This is a genomic window from Neopararhizobium haloflavum, from assembly GCF_002750855.1.
Lineage (GTDB): Bacteria > Pseudomonadota > Alphaproteobacteria > Rhizobiales > Rhizobiaceae > Georhizobium > Georhizobium haloflavum.
Genome location: NZ_NWUC01000002.1, coordinates 525,429 through 543,336 on the forward strand (window position 1 = coordinate 525,429; position 17,908 = coordinate 543,336).

Sequence of the window (17,908 nt, forward strand, 5' to 3'; positions counted from 1 at the left end):
CTTCAGTAACCCCGGCTTATGGACAGCCGGCAGACACCAGAAAGGCCCGCACCGTCGTTGCTTCAAGATGTCCTCGCCTTTCCGGTTGGCCGGAGAAACGACTGGAGGGGTTAGTTCCAGGTACCTTACCGAGTTCCTCACCATTCGAGGGTTCGGCGGACACCCACAGGCACGTGCGACTTTGGGCAATTCGCGATTTAGTGAGTCGCGCTGTCACAATCAAGCGAAAACTTTCATTGCGGATCGTGGCGCGCCTGAACGGCCGAGACTGCGGCATGCGCGCATCACAAATCCCACTTAGGCTTGCGATCGTATGCAGGAAGGACCAGTTACTTCAGCGAAGCATCAACAAGAAGACTGCTCCGGCCCGATGGCGCGACTGCTCTGGGATCGGTCATTTCAGCCAGCCAAGGGACACACAATCTTGGACACACTTACACGCATCCGTGCCTTCATCGATGTGGTGGAGGCGGAGGGCTTTTCTTCCGCCTCGCGCAAGATCGGGCGCTCGAAAGCCCTCCTGTCAAAATATGTGCGTGAGTTGGAAGACGATCTGGGCGCCTTGCTCCTCAATCGAACCACGCGCCAATTCTCGCTCACGGAAGCGGGGCATACCTATTTCAAGAGCGCCTCGGAAATTCTCAAGGAGATCGACAATCTTGCCGATCTCGTTCGGGAGAACAACGCGGACCTCAAGGGCAAGCTTCGGATATCGGCACCACGCACCTTCGCCGACGCCGAGATTGGCCAGTCGCTGATCGATTTCGCCGCGGCTCATCCCGACCTGACGCTGGAGATCATCTCCGACGACAGGTTTGTGGATCTCGTGGAGGAAGGCTTCGACATCGCGATCAGGATCACCCGGCTTGAGGATTCCGGCCTGATCGCCCGCAAGCTCGCGCCGTTCCGCATCATCGTCTGCGCAACGCCAGACTTCATCGAGCGTCACGGCCCGATGAGGGACCCCAGCGAACTGACCGGTCTGCCATGCATTGTCGACACCAACGCCAGAAGCCTGACGAACTGGCGCTTTCGACGTGCGGACGGCAGCCAGTTCGCCGTCAATGTCAGCGCCCGGCTGGAGGTCAACAGCCCGCTTGCCGCCATGCGGGCCACACTGGCCGGTCTCGGCGTGGCGATGCTGCCCGATTTTGTCGCCAAGGAGAAAATCGAGAACGGCGAGCTTGTCTCGATCTACGAGGATCATCTCGTCGACGACCGTGGCATCTATGCCATCTACCCGCACCGACGCTATCTGCCTGCCAAAGTCCGGGCGTTCGTCGATCACCAGACGGCATGGTTTCGCAACACGGGCGCGCTATAGGCCCAACGTTACATGCCGAAATTCAGCCGCCTTTGGCTGTCAGGCAACAGTCTGTGGTACGGCTGGACTGAATCGAATCGGCAGGGGCAGGACGCATGGTGACTTGGAGGCACGTTACGGCATTGGCGTTTGCGGGCACGCTGGCCACGAACGGCGCACTTGCCCATCCGCACATCTTCGCCGAGGCAAGGCTTGAAGTCGCTCTCAGCGACGACGGCACCGTGAAGGAGCTTCGCCACGTCTGGCGTTTCGACGAGCTCTTTTCCTCCACGGTGATGCTGGAATTCGACGCCAACACCAATCTGGAACTGGAGCCGGAAGAGCTCCAGGCCATCGGCGAAACAGTCAAAGCCTCGCTGGCGGATTTCGACTATTACACCTCCATCAAGCGCGATGGTGCCGATCTGGGTGTCAGCCCTCCCGAGCAGATCTTTGCGAATTTCGAGAACGGTCAGCTGCTGATGTTCTTCGCAGTCAAGCCGGCGAAGGCGGCTCCCCTCGACGGCACGCTGAGCTTCGGGGTCTACGACCCGACGATGTACGCCGCAATCGACTTCGTCGACGATAGCGACCTTGTCGTGCTGGGCGATCGCGGCACGTGCGAAAGCGAAGTGGTGCGCCCTGATCCCGATCAGGTCCTTGCCGAGAATCAGTCGAGCCTGACGGATGCCTTTTTCAACGATCCCGGCGGCAACGACATCTCCAGCCTGTTCGCGACACGGCTGGAACTGTCATGCTGAAACGGCTCCCCTACCCGCTGGGCGCCATTTTTTTCATTGCGGCGATCTGCATGGTCCTCTCCGGTGCCGCCCTCGCGCAATCCTCGCTCGGCATCGGTTCGGCCGAACCTTCGATCGAGGCTGGCGGCGTGCTCGGCGGTTTCTTCGCCTGGGTGAATGCGCAACAGCAAGCCTTCTACCGAGCCTTGACCGAAGCTTTGAAGGCCATGCGGGAAAATCCCTGGCACCTGGGAGGGCTCGTCGGTCTTTCGTTCGCCTACGGTGTTTTCCATGCCGCCGGGCCGGGCCACGGGAAGGCAGTTATCTCGGCGTATATGGTGGCAAACGAGGTCGCGCTTCGACGTGGCATCCTGCTGTCCTTCGCATCGGCACTGCTGCAGGGCTTTGTCGCCATCGTCGTCGTCGGCGTCACATATCTGGCCTTGCGCGGGACATCCATATCCATGACGGATGCCACGCGCAGCCTCGAGGTCGCCAGTTTCGGCTTGATTACGGCATTCGGTGCGTTTCTCCTCTGGCGCAAGCTTGCTCCCATGATGACGAGCCGCGGGCCTGTGCTAGCCGCCGCGGGCGGACACGGACACCAAGGCCATCATCATCAGCAGCAGCACCACCACCACAATCATCATCACGGACCGCATGAACAAGGCGGCCACGGCCACGCCCATGCTCGTGATGAGGTGTGCGCGACGTGCGGACATAGCCACGCTCCCGATCCGAAGGTCCTTTCAGGACAGTCGATTTCGATGGGAGACGCCTGGTCGGCCGTCGCAGCCGTCGGCTTGCGGCCCTGCTCCGGTGCCTTGATCGTGCTGACTTTCGCCCTCTTGAACGGGCTCTATCTCGGCGGTGTTCTTTCGGTGTTTGCCATGTCGATCGGTACGGCAATCACCGTTTCGATCCTCGCCTCGCTGGCGGTGGGGGCCAAGAGCACAGCAATCCGCTATTCCAGCGCCAGCGGTGCCGTGAGGCTGACGAACGCGATCGAGATATTCGGCGCGGCTTGCGTGTTCCTGATCGGCCTCGTTCTCTTGACGGCGGCGCTTGCCGTGTAGCTTACCGCAACCGCTCGGCTTCTTCGCGTTCGTCGCGCTTGCGCTGATAGTGTGCCCTCAGCCAGAAGATGCCGAAGAACGCCAGGATGAAGACGATCGCCACCGCGTAGGCGAGCCAAGGCGATATCTGTGAAAGCGACATCATCAAGCCCGGCATGACGAAGAAGCCGAGGCCTGCGATGACGAGGATCGTGGCTGCTGCGATGGCGGCGTTGCGATCGGATTTGCGCACGTCATATTGCCTTTTCGGTTTGCGGCGCGATCTGGCGCGCACGAATGATTTCCAATCGCTCGATCTGACGGCCGTCAGCGTCGAAATTTCCGGGTGCAAGCCATTGTTCCATGGCTGAGCGGATGATCGGCCACTCGGTATCGATCATCGCGAACCAAGCGGTGTCGCGATTGGCGCCCTTGGAGACGACGTGCTGACGGAAGATGCCTTCGAAAACGAAGCCCAGACGCTCTGCCGTTCGCTTGGACGCAGCATTGTCGTTATGGCATTTCCACTCGTATCGGCGATACCCGAGGTCGTCGAAGATGTGCCGGGCCATCAGATAGTGCACTTCGGTGGCGGCAGGCGAACGCGCCATTGCGAGCCCGTGCGCAACCGAGCCCACCTCCACGACGCCATTGCCAGGATCGATGCGCATGTAGCTTGCCATCCCGGTGAGTTCCGCCGCCGCGTTATCGCGAAAGACGAACGTCACCCAGCCATCCTGCGCCTGGACAAGCCAGGTGCCCAATTCAGCGGCGTCCGCAAAATCCGGACACGGGAAATAGCGCAATCTCTCATTGATGCCATCCTTTCCGCCGAGCGCTATCCAGAGCTCTTCCAAATGGCGGGCCGGATCGAACGGCTCAAGTGTCACGAACCGGCCCTTTCTTTCCTGCCGTTTCGGCGGGAGGCAGCCCTTCCAGTCACGCAGGTCACGCATTCCGTCCATCCGTTCGATTGATCTTTGCGGCGGGATAAGACATCAACGTGCCGGCCAAAACAACGCGGCATCGAGAATTTGCGGGAGGACATACATATGCTGAAGACGATCGCGGCTTTCGACAGGATGGGCGAGGAGAATGCCTTTGCCGTTCTGGCCCGGGCAACCGCGCTCGCCCAGCAGGGCAAGGACATTATCAATCTCGGCATCGGTCAGCCCGATTTCAAGACACCGGAGCACATCGTAGAAGCAGCCATCAAGGCGCTGAAGGATGGACAGCACGGCTATACCCCAGCAACGGGGCTGGTTGCGACGCGAGAGGCCGTCGTGCGACGGACCATGACGACGACCGGCATCGAGGTCTCGCCAGAAAGCGTCATGATCATGCCGGGCGGAAAGCCGACGATGTATGCGGCCATCGTCATGTTCGGCGAGCCGGGCGCAGAAATCCTCTATCCCGATCCCGGATTTCCGATCTATCGCTCGATGATCGAATTCACCGGCGCCAAGCCGGTGCCGGTCCCAATTCGCGAGGAGACGGGCTTTGCCTTTTCGGCCGAGGAAACCCTCTCCCTGATCACCGACAAGACGCGTCTTCTCATCCTCAATTCTCCCGCAAACCCGACGGGCGGGATCACGCCGCGCAGCGAGATCGAAAAGCTTGTCGAAGGGCTTGCCGATCATCCCGACGTCGCGATCCTGTCAGACGAAATCTATGACGTGATGACGTACGACGGCGAGCGTCACACGTCTCTGCTTCAGTTTCCCGAAATCCGCGACCGCCTTATCGTGCTCAACGGGTGGTCGAAGACCTGGGCGATGACCGGTTGGCGGATGGGATGGTCGATCTGGCCCGACGCGCTCTACGACAAGGTGCGCAAGCTTGCCGTGAACTGTTGGTCATGCGTGAACGCGCCAAGCCAATTCGCCGGCATCGCTGCCATCGACGGGCCTCAGGACGACGTAGAGACGATGATGGCGGCCTTCGATCGACGCCGGAAAATCGTCGTGGAGGGACTTCGGGCCATTCCTGGCGTCGAGTGCGCCACGCCGAAGGGTGCGTTCTACGCCTTCCCCAACATCAAGGCGACCAGCTGGAAAGCCAAGGCGCTGGCATCTGCCCTGCTGGAAGAGTCCGGCGTGGCGCTCATCGGAGGGCCGGATTTCGGCATTCTCGGCGAGGGCTATATCCGGCTTTCCTATGCCAATTCCGAAGAAAACATCGAACGCGCGCTGGATCGGATGCGGGATTTCCTATCACGCTGAGGAGCGCTATCCGCCAGCGGACAGGCCGAAAAAGAAGCTGATCGCCACGCATGTCACGAGGCCGATGAGAATGTTCATCGGCACACCGATCTTGAGGAAGTCGGAGAAGCGATAGTTCCCGGCACCATAGACCAGTGTGTTGGTCTGATAGCCGATAGGGGTCGCAAAGCTTGCACTGGCTGCGAACATGACCGCGACGACGAACGCACGCGGATCGATCCCCAGGCTCTCGGCAAGGCCGATCGCGATCGGTGTCAGGATGACGGCGATCGCGTTGTTGGTCGCGACTTCCGTCAGGGTGGACGTCAACGCATAGAGCGCCAACAGCGCGACAAATGGCGGCATCGACTGGATCGATGGGCCAACCGCCTCGACCAGCAATTCGATCGCGCCGGTGTTCTGCAGCCCGGTGCCGATTGCCAGCATCGCGAAGATCAGGATCAGGATCGATCCATCAACCGCGCTCCATGCCTCTTCGGAATCGATGCAGCGCAGGATCAGGATGGAGACGACGGCGATGATCGCCAACGCCTCGATCGGCATGATATTGAAGGCAGCGAGCGCGACCACCGCCACCAGCGCGCCAACCGCGATGGGCGCCTTGCCGCGGCGCCATGGACGCTCTTGCGAAGCGGTTATGGAAACGAGGTTGGCTTCTTCTGCAAGGCGCGAGATGCCTTCCTCCTGGCCTTCGATCAGCAATCGGTCGGCAGGACGCAGCCGGACGGCCGCAAGGTCCGGGCCGGGATTGTGATTTGCGCGGTGAATACCGAGGACGCGCGCACCGAAATGGCTCCCCAATCCCATTTCGGCCAGCGTGCGGCCGACGCTGCGACGGCGCGGGGCAACGAACGCCTCGACAGTCACAGCGTTCTCCAGCTTGCGAATGCCGCGGCTCGGACCGACGCGAAAGCCAGGTGTCTCGTTCAATGTGAGAATCTCGGTTGCTGGTGCCTGGATCACCACGGTGTCGCCCGTCTTGAGGCGAATGTCGTCCAGCTTCTCGCGCAGCCGCTCCTTGCCGCGCCGAACGGAGACGATCTTGATGGGCTCGTGGCTCAGTTCAGCGATATCCTTCAGCGATTTATCATCCGCATTGGCCTCGCCCAGCAGCATGACCTCGCTGAGATAGAGCGGGTCTTCCGTTTCAAGAGCCTCGCCGCTGCCCTGGCGACGCGGCAGCAACCAGGGTCCCAGAAGCGCCATCAAACCCCAGCCCGACGCCAGCACGACAATTCCGACAGGCGTGATCTCGAAAATGGAGAACGGCTCCAGCCCGTTCTCACGGGCGACGCCGTCGACCAGAAGATTGGTGGATGTGCCCAGCAAGGTACACGTCCCGCCAAGGATCGCGACATAGGACAGCGGAATCAGCATCTTCGTCGACGCGGTATTCATCGTAGCGGCCAGCTTGATGATCACCGGTATGGTGACGAGGACGACCGGCGTATTGTTGACGAAGGCAGAGGCGAAGCTGACGATGCCGAACAGCGTGAGCAATGCCACACAGGGACGGGTCTCGGCCATCGAGACGGCACGATTTGAGATCGCCTCCAGTACCCCCGTTCTCACCAGTGCACCCGACAGGATGAACATTGCACCGATGGTCAGGGGCGCCGGGTTGGAGAAGACTTCGAGCAGTTCGTTCGAAGAAACGAAGCCGAGAAGTACGAAAACGACCGCACCGGTCGCCGCGATCACGTCAGGCGGGTAACGCTCGGTGAAGAAGCCAACGAACATGAGGATGAGCAGGCCAAGCGCGATGATGGCCTGATGGTCGGCGATGAATGCGGACATCCGGAATCCCTGAAAAGACGCGGAGAAACGCCCGTCCTGCTCGACAGTTCCTTGCGCCCCGCACGATAGTGTGGGGAGCCTATAACAGACAGGCCGCTCCCGTGAAGGGAGCGGCCTGATCCGTTCACACCTCAGAAGGTGAACTACGCCGACGCTTTGCTGCTGGCGACCGTCGCCTCGATATGGTCGACGAGCGCATCGGGAAGCCCAAGGCGTCCGGCCAAGAGATCGAGGTAGCCCTTTTCGGCCCGATTGTCCGGTTCGATCGCCATGCGCGAGGCCGTATATATCTCGACTTTCTGCTCATCCGTGCGAGCGGCCGAGACGATGGAATCAAGATCGACCGGTGCTTCCAGTTCCTTCTGCAGGAAAGCCATCTCCTCTGCGTCGAGGCCGTCCTCGGAAAGCTTGCCGACGATGGCGGCCCGCTCGTTCGCGTCGATGTGGCCATCGGCCTTGGCCGCGGCGATCATCGCCCGAACCATGGCGAGAGCGAAGTCGTCGCTGGTTCGCGTCGGTTCGATGTCGAAGCCGCTATCGGCAGGCGGAGGCAGTACCTCCTGTGGCTTTTCCTGCTGGATGGCCGTCGGCGCCTTGCCGGCCTGATAGTTCTTGTAGGCAAGATAGCCAAGGCCGGCGACCGCGGCCATGCCACCGATCTTCAACGCCGAACCGCCAAGCTTGCGGCCGGTCTTGGTGCCCAAAAGCGCCGCCATGACGGCGCTTGCCGCCATTGGGTTGCTGGTCGCCATGCCGGCCATCTGGCCGGCGCGTTCCTTCAGGCCGCCACTCGACCCGCCCAGAGTGCCAAGCGATCCGAGAATATCGCCGGCGGATGACCGCCCGCCCGATTTTCCGGAGCCCATGAACTGTTCGAGGAGTCTCTTGGGGTCAAGCATTGCGGTTCGTCCTTCCCGTTTGGCTGCGATTGTTGTTCCAGCCGAGATAGGAACGCGCGGGACGATCCGCAAATTCAAGCGATCACATGCGCGTCAGCGGGCCAGCTTCATCGCTTCGGCCGCCAGGTTCGTGATGGCATCCCAATCGCGGTTGGCGACAAGATCCTTCGGCGCCACCCATGAACCGCCGACACACACGACGTTGGGGAGAGAGAGATAGTCTTCAGCGTTCGAAGGCGATACGCCACCTGTCGGACAGAACAGGGTTCCCGACAGCGGCGATGCAAGCGACTTGAGGTAGGCCGCACCACCTGCCTGCTCCGCAGGAAAGAATTTCAGGACCTCATAGCCCTCCTCACGCAGCGCCATCACCTCGCTCGGCGTGGCGGCTCCGGGAAGCAATGGAACAGGCGAGCGCCGCGCAACGTCCAGCAGCTCTTGCGTCGTGCCGGGCGATACGACGAAGCGCGCACCAGCTTCCACGACCTGTTGGTATTGCTGCGCGTTCAGCACAGTTCCTGCACCGGCCACCGCGCCATCGACTTCGCGCGCGACTGCTCCGATAGCCTCGAGGGCGGCAGGCGTTCGCAACGTGATCTCGATGGCTTTCAACCCGCCGGCAACGAGCGCGCGCGCCAGCGGTACCGCGGTCTGCGGATCATCGACCACAAGGACGGGAACAACAGGCTGGAGCCGAAGCACAGCCAGAAGCTTCTCGGTCTTTTCTTGCATGGCGCGGACATTTCTCTTCTTTGGCAGCATGACCCGTCGCTTAGCGTTTCGCCGACCGGATGTCCACCGCGAGGTCCCTGCTCAACCTCAAGCCTGACGTCGTGGCGAGAACCAGTCCGCCAACCAGCCGAAGCATCTCGATGGACGCGTCGTGCCGAGGCCGGCGTCGCCGCTTTCGGCAAGAGCGTCGAGCGTTCGTGGACCGGCAATGCCGTCGGCTCGAAGACCCCTGGCTTCCTGGTAAGCGCGCACCGCGGCCTCGGTCGCCGGGCCGAAAATGCCGTCATCCTCAAGCGCCGTGCCTGACGCGGCCAATGCAGCCTGGAGGTCTTGCACCTGCTTCCCCCGGTCCCCGCGCCGCAGCGTCGGCGACTGCCCGGCGTGCCGGGCATAGACCCTTTCCAGTCGCAGATGGTATCCATTCCGCTGAAATCCGGGACCGTTGTAGCCACGCGCGAACGAGGTCCAGTCACGGGCCGACAACGCCTGATGAAGCCCTGCCATCTCGATGTAGCGAACCATGAGATCGAGTTGGCCGGCAAATCCTTCACGTGCCGTCCTGACAAGGTCATCCACCGAACGATATCCAAGCGCATGCCAATGGCTGCCCATGACCTGGCCGATCCCCCACGAAACGGACTGGTACGCGGCATCGGCATCGAGGTCCAAGGCTCGGGCGAGCAGGGCCCACCGCCCCGCCTGAGACGGTGGATTGACGATCGCTCCGGCAACCGGCGAAGCCAGAGCGGCCGCTCGCGCTGCGTCGCGTTTGTCCCGCCGGCACAGCCGATCGAAATAGTGTCCCTCGAAGCGAATGATCGGCTCCCACTTCCCCGCCACATTGGCGCCGGTTCTTCCGCCGCTCTCCACCTCGACGACGGCGGCGAGCGCGGCGGCTTCGATGTTCAGGCGTCGGGCAGCCGCGTTGAGAGCAAGGCGGTTTTGATCGGACAGCACGGGTGACCTCCTTCGTGGGTATCGGAGGGCAAGTATCGGCTCAACTCCGGTCACCGGGACAATCGAGGACGATTGCAGCGGAACGCGCGAGGCGCTATCTGCGCGTCATGACCGACACGGACCAAAAAATCGGCGAGGCAGACGAGAACGGTGAGGACACCGTTCTCGTCGCCGCACTTTATCATTTCGTTTCGTTTGCCCGCTACGCCGCATTCCGCGAGCCACTGGAAGCGCGATGCCGCACCCAGCAGGTCAAGGGAACACTCCTGCTCGCCCATGAAGGCATCAATGGAACGATCGCCGGTCCGCCGGCCGGCATACGCAACGTCCTGGCATACCTGCGGGAACAGCCGGAATTTTCCGACCTCATCCACAAGGAGAGCTGGGCGAGACAGATGCCCTTCCTTCGGCTCAAGGTGCGGCTGAAGAAGGAGATCGTGACGATGGGCGTCCCCGACATCGACCCCGCCAACGACGCCGGCACCTATGTCGAACCGGCGGAGTGGAACAAGCTGATCGCCGATCCCAATACGATCGTGATCGACACGCGCAACGATTATGAAGTGGCGATCGGCAGCTTTCGTGGTGCGCTCGATCCGCAAACGAAGAGTTTCCGCGATTTCCCCGACTGGGTACGCGCCCATCCGGAACTGGCCGAAAACAAGAAGATCGCGATGTTCTGCACCGGCGGCATCCGCTGCGAGAAGGCCTCGGCCTTCATGAAGAAGACCGGGTTCGACGAGGTCTATCACCTCAAGGGCGGCATTCTGAAATATCTGGAAGACGTGCCGGAACAGAACAGTCTTTGGGACGGCGAATGCTTCGTCTTCGATGAGCGCGTTTCAGTCGGTCACGGGTTGAAGCAGGGCGAACTCCTGCTTTGCCGAGCCTGTCGCCATCCTCTGACGACCGAGGATCGTGCCTCGGAGCGCTTCGAGGCCGGCGTATCCTGCCCGCATTGTTTCGATCACCGCACGGAGGATGACCGGCGGCGCTTTCGCGAACGCGAAAGGCAGATTGCCCTGGCGAAGAAGCGCGGCGAGCGGCATTTGGGCGACTGACGTCCGCCCTCTTCGTTCGGACCTGATGCAAGACCCGCCAAGAAAAGAGCGGCCCCATTCTCGGGGGCCGCTCGTCTCGGATCGTCAGCGCGCTTAGAACGGGCTGTCGGGGAAATAGTACTGTTCGGCATTGTCCTGCGTGATGAGGACAGAACCGATGATGAACTCGCCCGATACCGGCACGTCGGATACGAAGTTCAGCGCGGTCAACTCGATTGCCGTGCCGATCATGGCCGGCGGATAGGTGACATTGGCCGGCACCTGTTCATCGCCGTCCATGACACGCTGGATCATCTCCTTCATGCCGGCGCCGCCGAGCACCCACATCTCGTCTTCACGGCCGGCCTGAGCGATTGCCTCAAGCGCGCCGACCGCCATATCGTCGTCGGAAGCCCATACCGCGTCGATCTCGGGATAGCGGGACAGGAAATCCTGCATGACCTCGAAGGAATCGTCGCGGTTCCAATTGCCGTGTTCCATGCCGAGGACTTCGATCCCGGACCCTTCGATCGCGGCTTCGAATGCTTCCACGCGCTCGTTGTCGATGGTCGTCGGGATGCCACGCAGCACGACGATGTTACCGCCGTCCGGCATGTTTTCCACGAAGTACTCGCCCGCAACCCTGCCGAAACCTGGGTTGTCGCCGGCAACATAGAGATCTTCGATGTTTTCCTGGCTGAGACCGCGGTCGACAACAGTCACCCACTTGCCTTCTTCCTTGACGCGTTGGACCGGACCGGTCAGCGGCTCGGATTCGAACGGCAGCACGACGAGCGCGTCGATGTTGCGCGTTGCCATCATGTCCTCGATGTCGCTGACCTGCTGGCCCGGATCGCTTGCCGTGGACAGCACGAAATCGAGGTTCTCATAGCGCTCTTCCAACGCCTCGATCGTTGCCTGGGCATGAAAGTTCATACCGCCGGCCCAGCCGTGCGTTGCGGCGGGAATCGAAACGCCGATCACGGCGGTCTCTTCTTCCTGAGCTTGTGCCGCGAGCGGCATCACCATCATGGTGCCGAGCGCCAGAGCGCCTGCGAAATGCTTCAAGTTCATAGTCTCTCTCCCGTGTTAGGCTCCCTTGAGAGCAGTTTTTGCCCGTCAGCGCGCAGCCTTCTTCTGTCGCTGCAGAACGACGGCCAAAATGATGATCACGCCCTGGATCGCCCCATTGAGATAGGGGCTGACGAGGTCCGTGAGATTGAGCAGGTTGTCGATGAGGCTGAGGATGAGGACACCGACGACGGTGCCCCAGACACGGCCGAAGCCGCCTTTCAGAACCGTACCGCCGATGATCACCGCAGCGATCGCTTCGAGCTCCCACAGAACGCCGGTCGCGCTGGAAGCCGAGCCGAGCCGCGGCACATACATGATCGTCGCGATCCCGACGAGGATGCCGAGGAAGACGTAGGTTGCCAGGCGGACGCGATCGACATGCACGGCGGAATACCGGGCGACCTGTTCGTTCGAACCGATGGCGGCGCAATGGCGACCGAATGCGGTGTGCCGCATGATCATCTCGCCGATGATCGCGATGACGGCGAAAACGATGATCGGCCATGCAACGCCGAAAAGGCCGGAATAATAGACCGGGCGGTAGATCTCGCGCACGCTATAATCGAGCGACAGGGTGCCACCATCGGCAAGCCATGTGATCAGGGAACGGAAAATACCCATCGTGCCCAGGGTCACGATGAATGCTTCAATCCGCGCCTGGGTGATCAGCAGGCCGTTCACCAGGCCTGCGGCGAGTCCCACCACCAAGGCCGATGCCATGCCTACGAGGACGATGCCTATTCCCACGCCCATGGACGGCAGCAGCGCGTTCATGATCAAGATCATGACGCCCGCGATGAACGCGGCCATGGAGCCGACAGAAAGGTCGAGGCCGCCCGATGTGATGACGAATGTCATGCCGACGGCGATGATGCCGATGAATGCCGAGCGGGCGAGGACGTTGGTCACGTTCCCGTAGCTCAGGAAATTCGGGTTCATCAGCGCCCCGGCGATGACAAGCACGATCAGGGCGATGATCGGACCCCAGACGTGAAAGTCGATCTTGAAGCCGGATGCGGGACGCTTGGCTTGCGTGGCGGAGGTATCAGTCATCGCTTTGGTACTTTCTGCCTTCCAGGCCCATCGCGTAGCGCACGATCACGTCTTCGTTGACGTCGTCGCCCGAGACCTCTCCGGTCACACGGCCGGAGCGCATCACCACGACGCGAGACGCCAGACCGATGACCTCGGCCATTTCGGAGGAAATGACGATGACGCTCTTTCCGCTCGCCGCGAGCTTGTGAATGAACTCGTAGATCTGCTGCTTGGTGCCGATGTCGATGCCGCGCGTCGGCTCGTCGATGATGACGATGTCCGGCTCGGCCAGCATGGTTTTGGCCAGCAGCAGCTTTTGCTGATTGCCGCCGGACAGGTTTCCGACGAGAACCTGACGCGTCGGGGCGCGAACATCGAATTCCTTGATCGCCTTGTCGAGCGCGGCTTCCTCGGCCTTGCCGTCGATCGTGCCCCGCGTGAACTTGTCGAGCGCCAGCAATGTCAGGTTGGTGCGCATCCCCTGCGTGAGGATGAGCCCCCGTCCCTTGCGATCCTCGGTGAGATAGACGAGGCCTGCCCGGCGGGCATCCTTGACCGAGCGCAGAGGCATGGGCCGGCCACCGATTTCGATCGTGCCGGAGGATTCGCGAACACCGATGATGCCTTCCATCAATTCGGTCCGGCCCGATCCGACGAGGCCCGCAAAACCCAGGATCTCTCCCCGCTGCAAATCGAAGGAAACGTCATGCACGATATCGCCGACCGAGAGGTTCTTCACGGAAATAACCGTCTCGCCCCCGGCCGTGTCGCGCTTCGGTGGGAAAAGGTTTGAAAGTTCACGGCCGACCATGGCCTGCGCCATCTGGTCTTCGTTCATTTCGCCGGCCTTCACCGCCGCAACATTCTGGCCATCGCGCAGGACCGTGATGCGATCAGCTATGCGTGCGACCTCATCTAGCTTGTGGGAGGTGTAGAGGATGGCCGTCCCCTTCTGCTTCAGGCGTTCGATCTGCCTGAAGAGGATCGCGGCCTCGCGATTGGTCAGAACAGCCGTAGGTTCATCCATGATCAGAACGCGCGCATTGCGCGAAAGCGCCTTGGCGATCTCGACCATCTGCTTGTCGGAAACCGAGATATCGGAAACCTTGGCCGACGGAGAAACCCGCGTCTCAAGCTCACGCAGAAGCCTTTCGGTTTCCGCGCGCATAGCCTTGTGATCGAGCAGAAAGCCCTTGCGGATCTCGCGTCCGAGAAAGATGTTCTGTTCGACCGTCAGTTGTTCCGCCAGGTTGAATTCCTGATGGATGAGGATGATGCCGGCATCCTCGGCGTCTTCGCTCGAGAGGAACGTTACGGTCTTGCCATCGAGCATCAGATCGCCATGGGTCGGAGCAAGATAACCCGACAGGATCTTCATCAAGGTCGATTTGCCGGCGCCGTTCTCTCCGATGAGTGCGTGGACTTCTCCGGCGCGCAACGTCATGTCGATGTCGAAGAGAACCTGGACAGGCCCGAAGGAGCGGGAAACCTTCTGCGCCGCGAGCACAGTTGCTCCGGCGCTTGCAGGCGCTGCATCATCGCTTCGGACCACGGCCTGGCTCATAGCTTCACCCAGCCACCATTCTTCTTCGACGAGCGCACGCAGGCATCGACGAACTGCATGCCGTAAAGGCCGTCTTCGACGGTCGGAAAGACGACCTCCTTCGACGGCTTCTTGCCGGTGCGATGTGCGATGATGGCGCGCGCCGCTTCGGCGTAGATCGTCGCGAACCCTTCCAGATACCCTTCCGGATGGCCCGGCGGTATGCGGCTCACCCTGGCGGCGGCGGCGCCTGCGCCCGCACCGTTGCGCGTGATCAGCCGCTTTTCCTTGCCGAAGGGTGTGAACCAGAGATAGTTCGGGTCTTCCTGGGCCCACTCCAGCCCGCCTTTGTCGCCATAGATCCGCAGGCGCAATCCATTCTCGTTGCCGGGAGCGACCTGGCTGGACCAAAGCATGCCGCGCGCGCCACCGGAAAAGCGCATCATGACATGGGCGTTGTCGTCGAGTTGACGGCCATCAACGAAGCTCTGGATGTCGGCCGACACCTCCTCGCAGTCCAGCCCGGAAACAAACGACAGGAGGTTGAATGCGTGTGTGCCGATGTCGCCGAGCGAACCGCCTGCGCCCGACTTCGCCGGATCGGTGCGCCAGGAGGCCTGCTTCGAGCCGGATTTCTCGACTGCTTCGGTCAGCCAGTCCTGTGCATACTCCACCTGGACAACGCGGATCTTGCCGAGATCGCCGCCCGCGACCATGTCCCGAGCCTGACGGATCATCGGGTATCCGGTGTAATTGTGGGTCAGAACGAAGAGCGCATCGGCATCCTGCGCCAGCTTCACCAGCTTGCGGGCGTCGGCCATGGTCGATGTCAGTGGCTTGTCGCAAATGACGTGGATGCCGCGTTTCAAGAATTCGCGTGCGGCCGGATAGTGCATGTGGTTCGGCGTCACGATGGCAACCGCTTCGATGCCATCCTTCCTTCGCGCCTCGCGCGCGGCCATATCCTTGAAAGAGCCGTAAATCCGCTTCTCCTCGAGACCGAGGGCGAGGCCCGATTCCAGAGCGCGCTCAGGTGTCGACGACAATGCGCCGGCGACAAGCTCGAAGTCGCCGTCGATCCGCGCCGCGATCCGGTGAACGCCGCCGATGAAGGCGTCCTTGCCACCGCCGACCATGCCGAGGCGGATGCGGCCGGCGCGCTCGTCGTTTCTGCCTGAAATCGTCATGTCGCTTCTCCTCCCGCCAAGCCTTACGACAGCCCGAGCATACGCCGGTTGGCTGCCTCGTCCGTTCCGCCATCAGCGAAATCGTCGAAAGCCCGCTCGGTGACCCGGATGATATGTTGCCGGACGAATTCGGCGCCCTCACGCGCTCCGTCCTCAGGATGCTTGAGGCAGCACTCCCACTCGACGACGGCCCAGCCGTCGAAATCATTCGCCGTCAGCTTGGAGAAGACGGCGCCGAAATCGACCTGGCCATCGCCCGGCGAGCGGAAACGCCCTGCCCGGTTCACCCAGCTCTGGTAGCCGGAATAAACCCCCTGACGGCCGGTCGGGTTGAACTCGGCATCCTTGACGTGAAACATCTTGATGCGGTCTGCATAGATGTCGATGTTGTCGAGATAATCGAGACACTGAAGAGTGTAGTGGGACGGGTCGTAAAGCATGTTGGCGCGGGCATGATTGCCGACCCGCTCTAGGAACATCTCGAACGTCACACCGTCGTGCAGATCCTCGCCGGGATGAATTTCGTAGCAGATGTCGACGCCATTTTCCTCGGCGTGATCGAGGATTGGCTTCCAGCGCCTGGCCAGTTCGTCGAAAGCGGTTTCGATCAGACCGGCGGGACGCTGCGGCCAGGGATAGACATAGGGCCAGGCGAGCGCGCCGGAGAAGGATGCGAGGGCCCCTATGCCCATGTTGCGGGACGCCGAAATCGCCTTTTTCACCTGGTCGACGGCCCACTCCTGCCTGGCCTTGGGATTGCCACGCATCTGCGGAACGGTGAAGCCGTCGAAGCCTTCGTCATAGGCGGGATGCACTGCCACGAGCTGGCCCTGCAAATGGGTCGAAAGCTCCGTCACTTCGACGCCGTTCTCGGCAGCCTTGCCCTTGAACGCGTCGCAATAGTCCTTGGAGGATGCCGCCTTGTCCAGATCGATGAAACGCGCATCCCAGCTGGGCACCTGCACGCCGGCATAACCGCAATCGGCCGCCCATTTCGTGATCCCGTCCCAGGAATTGAACGGCGCGTCGTCTCCGGCGAACTGCGCAAGAAAAAGGCCGGGGCCCTTGATGGTCTTCATGACGATACTCCTCCAAACGCTGCAACGCTTCGCGCTGCGGACACGCCGGCTCCGCTTGATCGCGTCAGCCGCTCCTTCTGCGTGCAATCGATTTCATCTTGTTCTACAATTGAATGTAATCGATTACAAGCAGCATCACCCAACCGCAATGCACAGTCAAGTTTGATCGCGCAGGAAATTCGGCGCAAAGAGATGCCGAGGACAATCGAATGAACAGGCACGATCCCAGAATGAGTCCGAAAATCGTCGATGTTGCCCGCACCGCGGGGGTCTCCACGGCGACCGTCAGCCGCGCCCTGACGGCGCCTGGCAAGGTCTCCGCGAAGACACGCGCCATCGTGATGGCCGCGGTCGAGGAGACCGGCTACATCGTGAACCATGCCGCCAGAAACCTGCGCCGTCAGCAGACCGGCGGCATCGTCGTGCTCGTTCCGAATCTCTCCAACCCGTTCTTCTCGCAGATTCTTTCCGGTATCGCGTCGGTTCTTTCCGGCGCTGCGTTCAACGTGCTGATTGCCGATACGCAGCAGCCGAAGGGCGCCGACAGGCAGATCATTCAATACCTTCACAACAACCGCGCCGACGGGTTGATCGTGCTCGACGGGGGACTTCCCGAGCATATTTTCGGCAATGGCGACCGGCAGGCGCGCCCGCCCGCGATCTTTGCCTGCGAATGGATCGAGGGTTCGGAAAAGCTGTCGGTGACGATCGACAACGTGGCGGGAGCGGCGATGGCGATCGACCATCTGGTTCAACTCGGCCATTCCCGCATCGGGCATGTGATGGGTCCGCCCGACAACGTCCTTACGATACGCCGACAGGAGGGGACGACGGCGGCTCTTGAACGGGCCCATCTGCCGGTCCGCCGGGAATGGTACTTCGAGGGCGATTTTTCGCTTCCTTCGGGCGTTCGGGCTGCCAAGGCCTGGCTTGCGCTTCGCGATCGGCCGGACGCGGTCTTCTGTTCCAGTGATGCGATGGCCTGCGGGTTCATGTCCGAACTGCATCGGCACGGCGTGCGGGTGCCCGACGACGTCTCGGTTGTCGGCTTCGACGACATCGAGATCGCGGAGCATTTCATTCCCACGCTGACGACGATCCACCAGCCGCGCACAACCATTGGCGAGACGGCCGCCAGGATGCTGCTGGCCCGCATCAATGGCGGCGAAGATCCCGTCCAGAGCATCAGGCTGCCGGTCGATCTCGTGGTGCGCGAAAGCACGTCCGCCCCGCGCATAGCCTGAA

General features: G+C 61.6%; 17 protein-coding genes. 6 read left to right on the forward strand and 11 right to left on the reverse strand.

Annotated features, from left to right (window positions below):
* Nucleotides 1-424 precede the first annotated feature (424 nt).
* The 3 genes from CN673_RS06945 (at nucleotide 425) to CN673_RS06955 (ending at nucleotide 3,119) form a co-directional block, all read left to right on the forward strand.
* The gene (locus CN673_RS06945; protein WP_099865656.1) at nucleotides 425-1,324 is read left to right on the forward strand and encodes a LysR family transcriptional regulator; all 900 of its coding nucleotides are present in this window, start codon (nucleotides 425-427) and stop codon (nucleotides 1,322-1,324) included.
* Nucleotides 1,325-1,419: 95 nt separating this feature from the next.
* Nucleotides 1,420-2,064 (forward strand): DUF1007 family protein, encoded by a 645-nt coding sequence (locus CN673_RS06950; protein ID WP_099865485.1) that lies wholly within the window; start codon nucleotides 1,420-1,422, stop codon nucleotides 2,062-2,064.
* Complete coding sequence (locus CN673_RS06955) at nucleotides 2,058-3,119, forward strand: nickel/cobalt transporter (protein WP_099865486.1); 1,062 nt, start codon at nucleotides 2,058-2,060, stop codon at nucleotides 3,117-3,119. The genes CN673_RS06950 and CN673_RS06955 overlap by 7 nt, the downstream gene beginning before the upstream one ends.
* Nucleotide 3,120: 1 nt before the next feature.
* Here CN673_RS06955 and CN673_RS06960 read toward each other — a convergent pair whose 3' ends face one another.
* Nucleotides 3,121-3,351, reverse strand: a complete 231-nt coding sequence (locus CN673_RS06960; protein ID WP_099865487.1) for a hypothetical protein — start codon at nucleotides 3,349-3,351, stop codon at nucleotides 3,121-3,123.
* A gap of 1 nt (nucleotide 3,352) precedes the next feature.
* Nucleotides 3,353-4,054 carry a GNAT family N-acetyltransferase gene (locus CN673_RS06965; protein ID WP_099865657.1) on the reverse strand — a complete coding sequence of 234 codons (702 nt, stop codon included), beginning with the start codon at nucleotides 4,052-4,054 and terminating at the stop codon, nucleotides 3,353-3,355.
* Between the two features lie 96 nt (nucleotides 4,055-4,150).
* Here CN673_RS06965 and CN673_RS06970 point away from each other — a divergent pair, with 96 nt between their 5' ends.
* Nucleotides 4,151-5,320 carry a pyridoxal phosphate-dependent aminotransferase gene (locus CN673_RS06970; RefSeq protein WP_099865488.1) on the forward strand — a complete coding sequence of 390 codons (1,170 nt, stop codon included), beginning with the start codon at nucleotides 4,151-4,153 and terminating at the stop codon, nucleotides 5,318-5,320.
* A 6-nt stretch (nucleotides 5,321-5,326) separates the two neighbouring features.
* On the opposite strand, the gene CN673_RS06975 is transcribed toward CN673_RS06970, so the two are convergent.
* The 4 genes from CN673_RS06975 to CN673_RS06990 all read right to left on the reverse strand — a co-directional run bounded on the left by CN673_RS06975 (nucleotide 5,327) and on the right by CN673_RS06990 (nucleotide 9,705).
* Nucleotides 5,327-7,117: an SLC13 family permease gene (locus CN673_RS06975; protein WP_099865489.1), complete on the reverse strand. Its 1,791-nt coding sequence runs from the start codon at nucleotides 7,115-7,117 to the stop codon at nucleotides 5,327-5,329.
* Nucleotides 7,118-7,260: 143 nt separating this feature from the next.
* Nucleotides 7,261-8,016, reverse strand: a complete 756-nt coding sequence (locus tag CN673_RS06980; RefSeq protein WP_099865490.1) for a tellurite resistance TerB family protein — start codon at nucleotides 8,014-8,016, stop codon at nucleotides 7,261-7,263.
* A gap of 93 nt (nucleotides 8,017-8,109) precedes the next feature.
* The gene (locus CN673_RS06985) at nucleotides 8,110-8,748 is read right to left on the reverse strand and encodes a 2-dehydro-3-deoxy-phosphogluconate aldolase (protein WP_099865658.1); all 639 of its coding nucleotides are present in this window, start codon (nucleotides 8,746-8,748) and stop codon (nucleotides 8,110-8,112) included.
* Nucleotides 8,749-8,835: 87 nt separating this feature from the next.
* Nucleotides 8,836-9,705 (reverse strand): N-acetylmuramidase domain-containing protein, encoded by an 870-nt coding sequence (locus CN673_RS06990; protein ID WP_099865491.1) that lies wholly within the window; start codon nucleotides 9,703-9,705, stop codon nucleotides 8,836-8,838.
* Nucleotides 9,706-9,812: 107 nt separating this feature from the next.
* Between CN673_RS06990 and trhO the strand changes: the two genes are divergently transcribed.
* Complete coding sequence (trhO, locus tag CN673_RS06995) at nucleotides 9,813-10,766, forward strand: oxygen-dependent tRNA uridine(34) hydroxylase TrhO (RefSeq protein ID WP_099865492.1); 954 nt, start codon at nucleotides 9,813-9,815, stop codon at nucleotides 10,764-10,766.
* A gap of 93 nt (nucleotides 10,767-10,859) precedes the next feature.
* On the opposite strand, the gene CN673_RS07000 is transcribed toward trhO, so the two are convergent.
* From CN673_RS07000 to CN673_RS07020, 5 genes are read right to left on the reverse strand one after another with little or no spacing between them, the layout of a single operon-like run.
* Nucleotides 10,860-11,819 (reverse strand): ABC transporter substrate-binding protein, encoded by a 960-nt coding sequence (locus CN673_RS07000; RefSeq protein ID WP_099865493.1) that lies wholly within the window; start codon nucleotides 11,817-11,819, stop codon nucleotides 10,860-10,862.
* A gap of 45 nt (nucleotides 11,820-11,864) precedes the next feature.
* Nucleotides 11,865-12,872 (reverse strand): ABC transporter permease, encoded by a 1,008-nt coding sequence (locus CN673_RS07005; RefSeq protein ID WP_099865494.1) that lies wholly within the window; start codon nucleotides 12,870-12,872, stop codon nucleotides 11,865-11,867.
* Nucleotides 12,865-14,418, reverse strand: coding sequence for a sugar ABC transporter ATP-binding protein (locus CN673_RS07010; protein WP_099865495.1), 1,554 nt, complete (start codon nucleotides 14,416-14,418; stop codon nucleotides 12,865-12,867). Before CN673_RS07010 ends, CN673_RS07005 begins: the two co-directional genes overlap by 8 nt.
* Nucleotides 14,415-15,584 (reverse strand): Gfo/Idh/MocA family protein, encoded by a 1,170-nt coding sequence (locus CN673_RS07015; protein WP_099865496.1) that lies wholly within the window; start codon nucleotides 15,582-15,584, stop codon nucleotides 14,415-14,417. The genes CN673_RS07010 and CN673_RS07015 overlap by 4 nt, the downstream gene beginning before the upstream one ends.
* A 23-nt stretch (nucleotides 15,585-15,607) precedes the next feature.
* Nucleotides 15,608-16,663, reverse strand: a complete 1,056-nt coding sequence (locus CN673_RS07020; RefSeq protein WP_099865497.1) for a sugar phosphate isomerase/epimerase family protein — start codon at nucleotides 16,661-16,663, stop codon at nucleotides 15,608-15,610.
* Nucleotides 16,664-16,893: 230 nt separating this feature from the next.
* Between CN673_RS07020 and CN673_RS07025 the strand changes: the two genes are divergently transcribed.
* Nucleotides 16,894-17,907 (forward strand): LacI family DNA-binding transcriptional regulator, encoded by a 1,014-nt coding sequence (locus tag CN673_RS07025; protein WP_245409811.1) that lies wholly within the window; start codon nucleotides 16,894-16,896, stop codon nucleotides 17,905-17,907.
* The last annotated feature ends 1 nt before the right edge of the window (nucleotide 17,908 follow it).

Coding starts and splice junctions, on each gene's coding strand:
- CN673_RS07010 (WP_099865495.1), bottom strand. CDS start 14,418: ATGAGCCAGGCCGTGGTCCGAAGCGATGATGCAGCGCCTGCAAGCGCC.
- CN673_RS06950 (WP_099865485.1), top strand. CDS start 1,420: ATGGTGACTTGGAGGCACGTTACGGCATTGGCGTTTGCGGGCACGCTG.
- CN673_RS06965 (WP_099865657.1), bottom strand. CDS start 4,054: ATGCGTGACCTGCGTGACTGGAAGGGCTGCCTCCCGCCGAAACGGCAG.
- CN673_RS07025 (WP_245409811.1), top strand. CDS start 16,894: ATGAGTCCGAAAATCGTCGATGTTGCCCGCACCGCGGGGGTCTCCACG.
- CN673_RS06980 (WP_099865490.1), bottom strand. CDS start 8,016: ATGCTTGACCCCAAGAGACTCCTCGAACAGTTCATGGGCTCCGGAAAA.
- CN673_RS07015 (WP_099865496.1), bottom strand. CDS start 15,584: ATGACGATTTCAGGCAGAAACGACGAGCGCGCCGGCCGCATCCGCCTC.
- CN673_RS06975 (WP_099865489.1), bottom strand. CDS start 7,117: ATGTCCGCATTCATCGCCGACCATCAGGCCATCATCGCGCTTGGCCTG.
- CN673_RS07000 (WP_099865493.1), bottom strand. CDS start 11,819: ATGAACTTGAAGCATTTCGCAGGCGCTCTGGCGCTCGGCACCATGATG.
- CN673_RS06985 (WP_099865658.1), bottom strand. CDS start 8,748: ATGCAAGAAAAGACCGAGAAGCTTCTGGCTGTGCTTCGGCTCCAGCCT.
- CN673_RS07005 (WP_099865494.1), bottom strand. CDS start 12,872: ATGACTGATACCTCCGCCACGCAAGCCAAGCGTCCCGCATCCGGCTTC.
- CN673_RS06955 (WP_099865486.1), top strand. CDS start 2,058: ATGCTGAAACGGCTCCCCTACCCGCTGGGCGCCATTTTTTTCATTGCG.
- trhO (WP_099865492.1), top strand. CDS start 9,813: ATGACCGACACGGACCAAAAAATCGGCGAGGCAGACGAGAACGGTGAG.
- CN673_RS07020 (WP_099865497.1), bottom strand. CDS start 16,663: ATGAAGACCATCAAGGGCCCCGGCCTTTTTCTTGCGCAGTTCGCCGGA.
- CN673_RS06970 (WP_099865488.1), top strand. CDS start 4,151: ATGCTGAAGACGATCGCGGCTTTCGACAGGATGGGCGAGGAGAATGCC.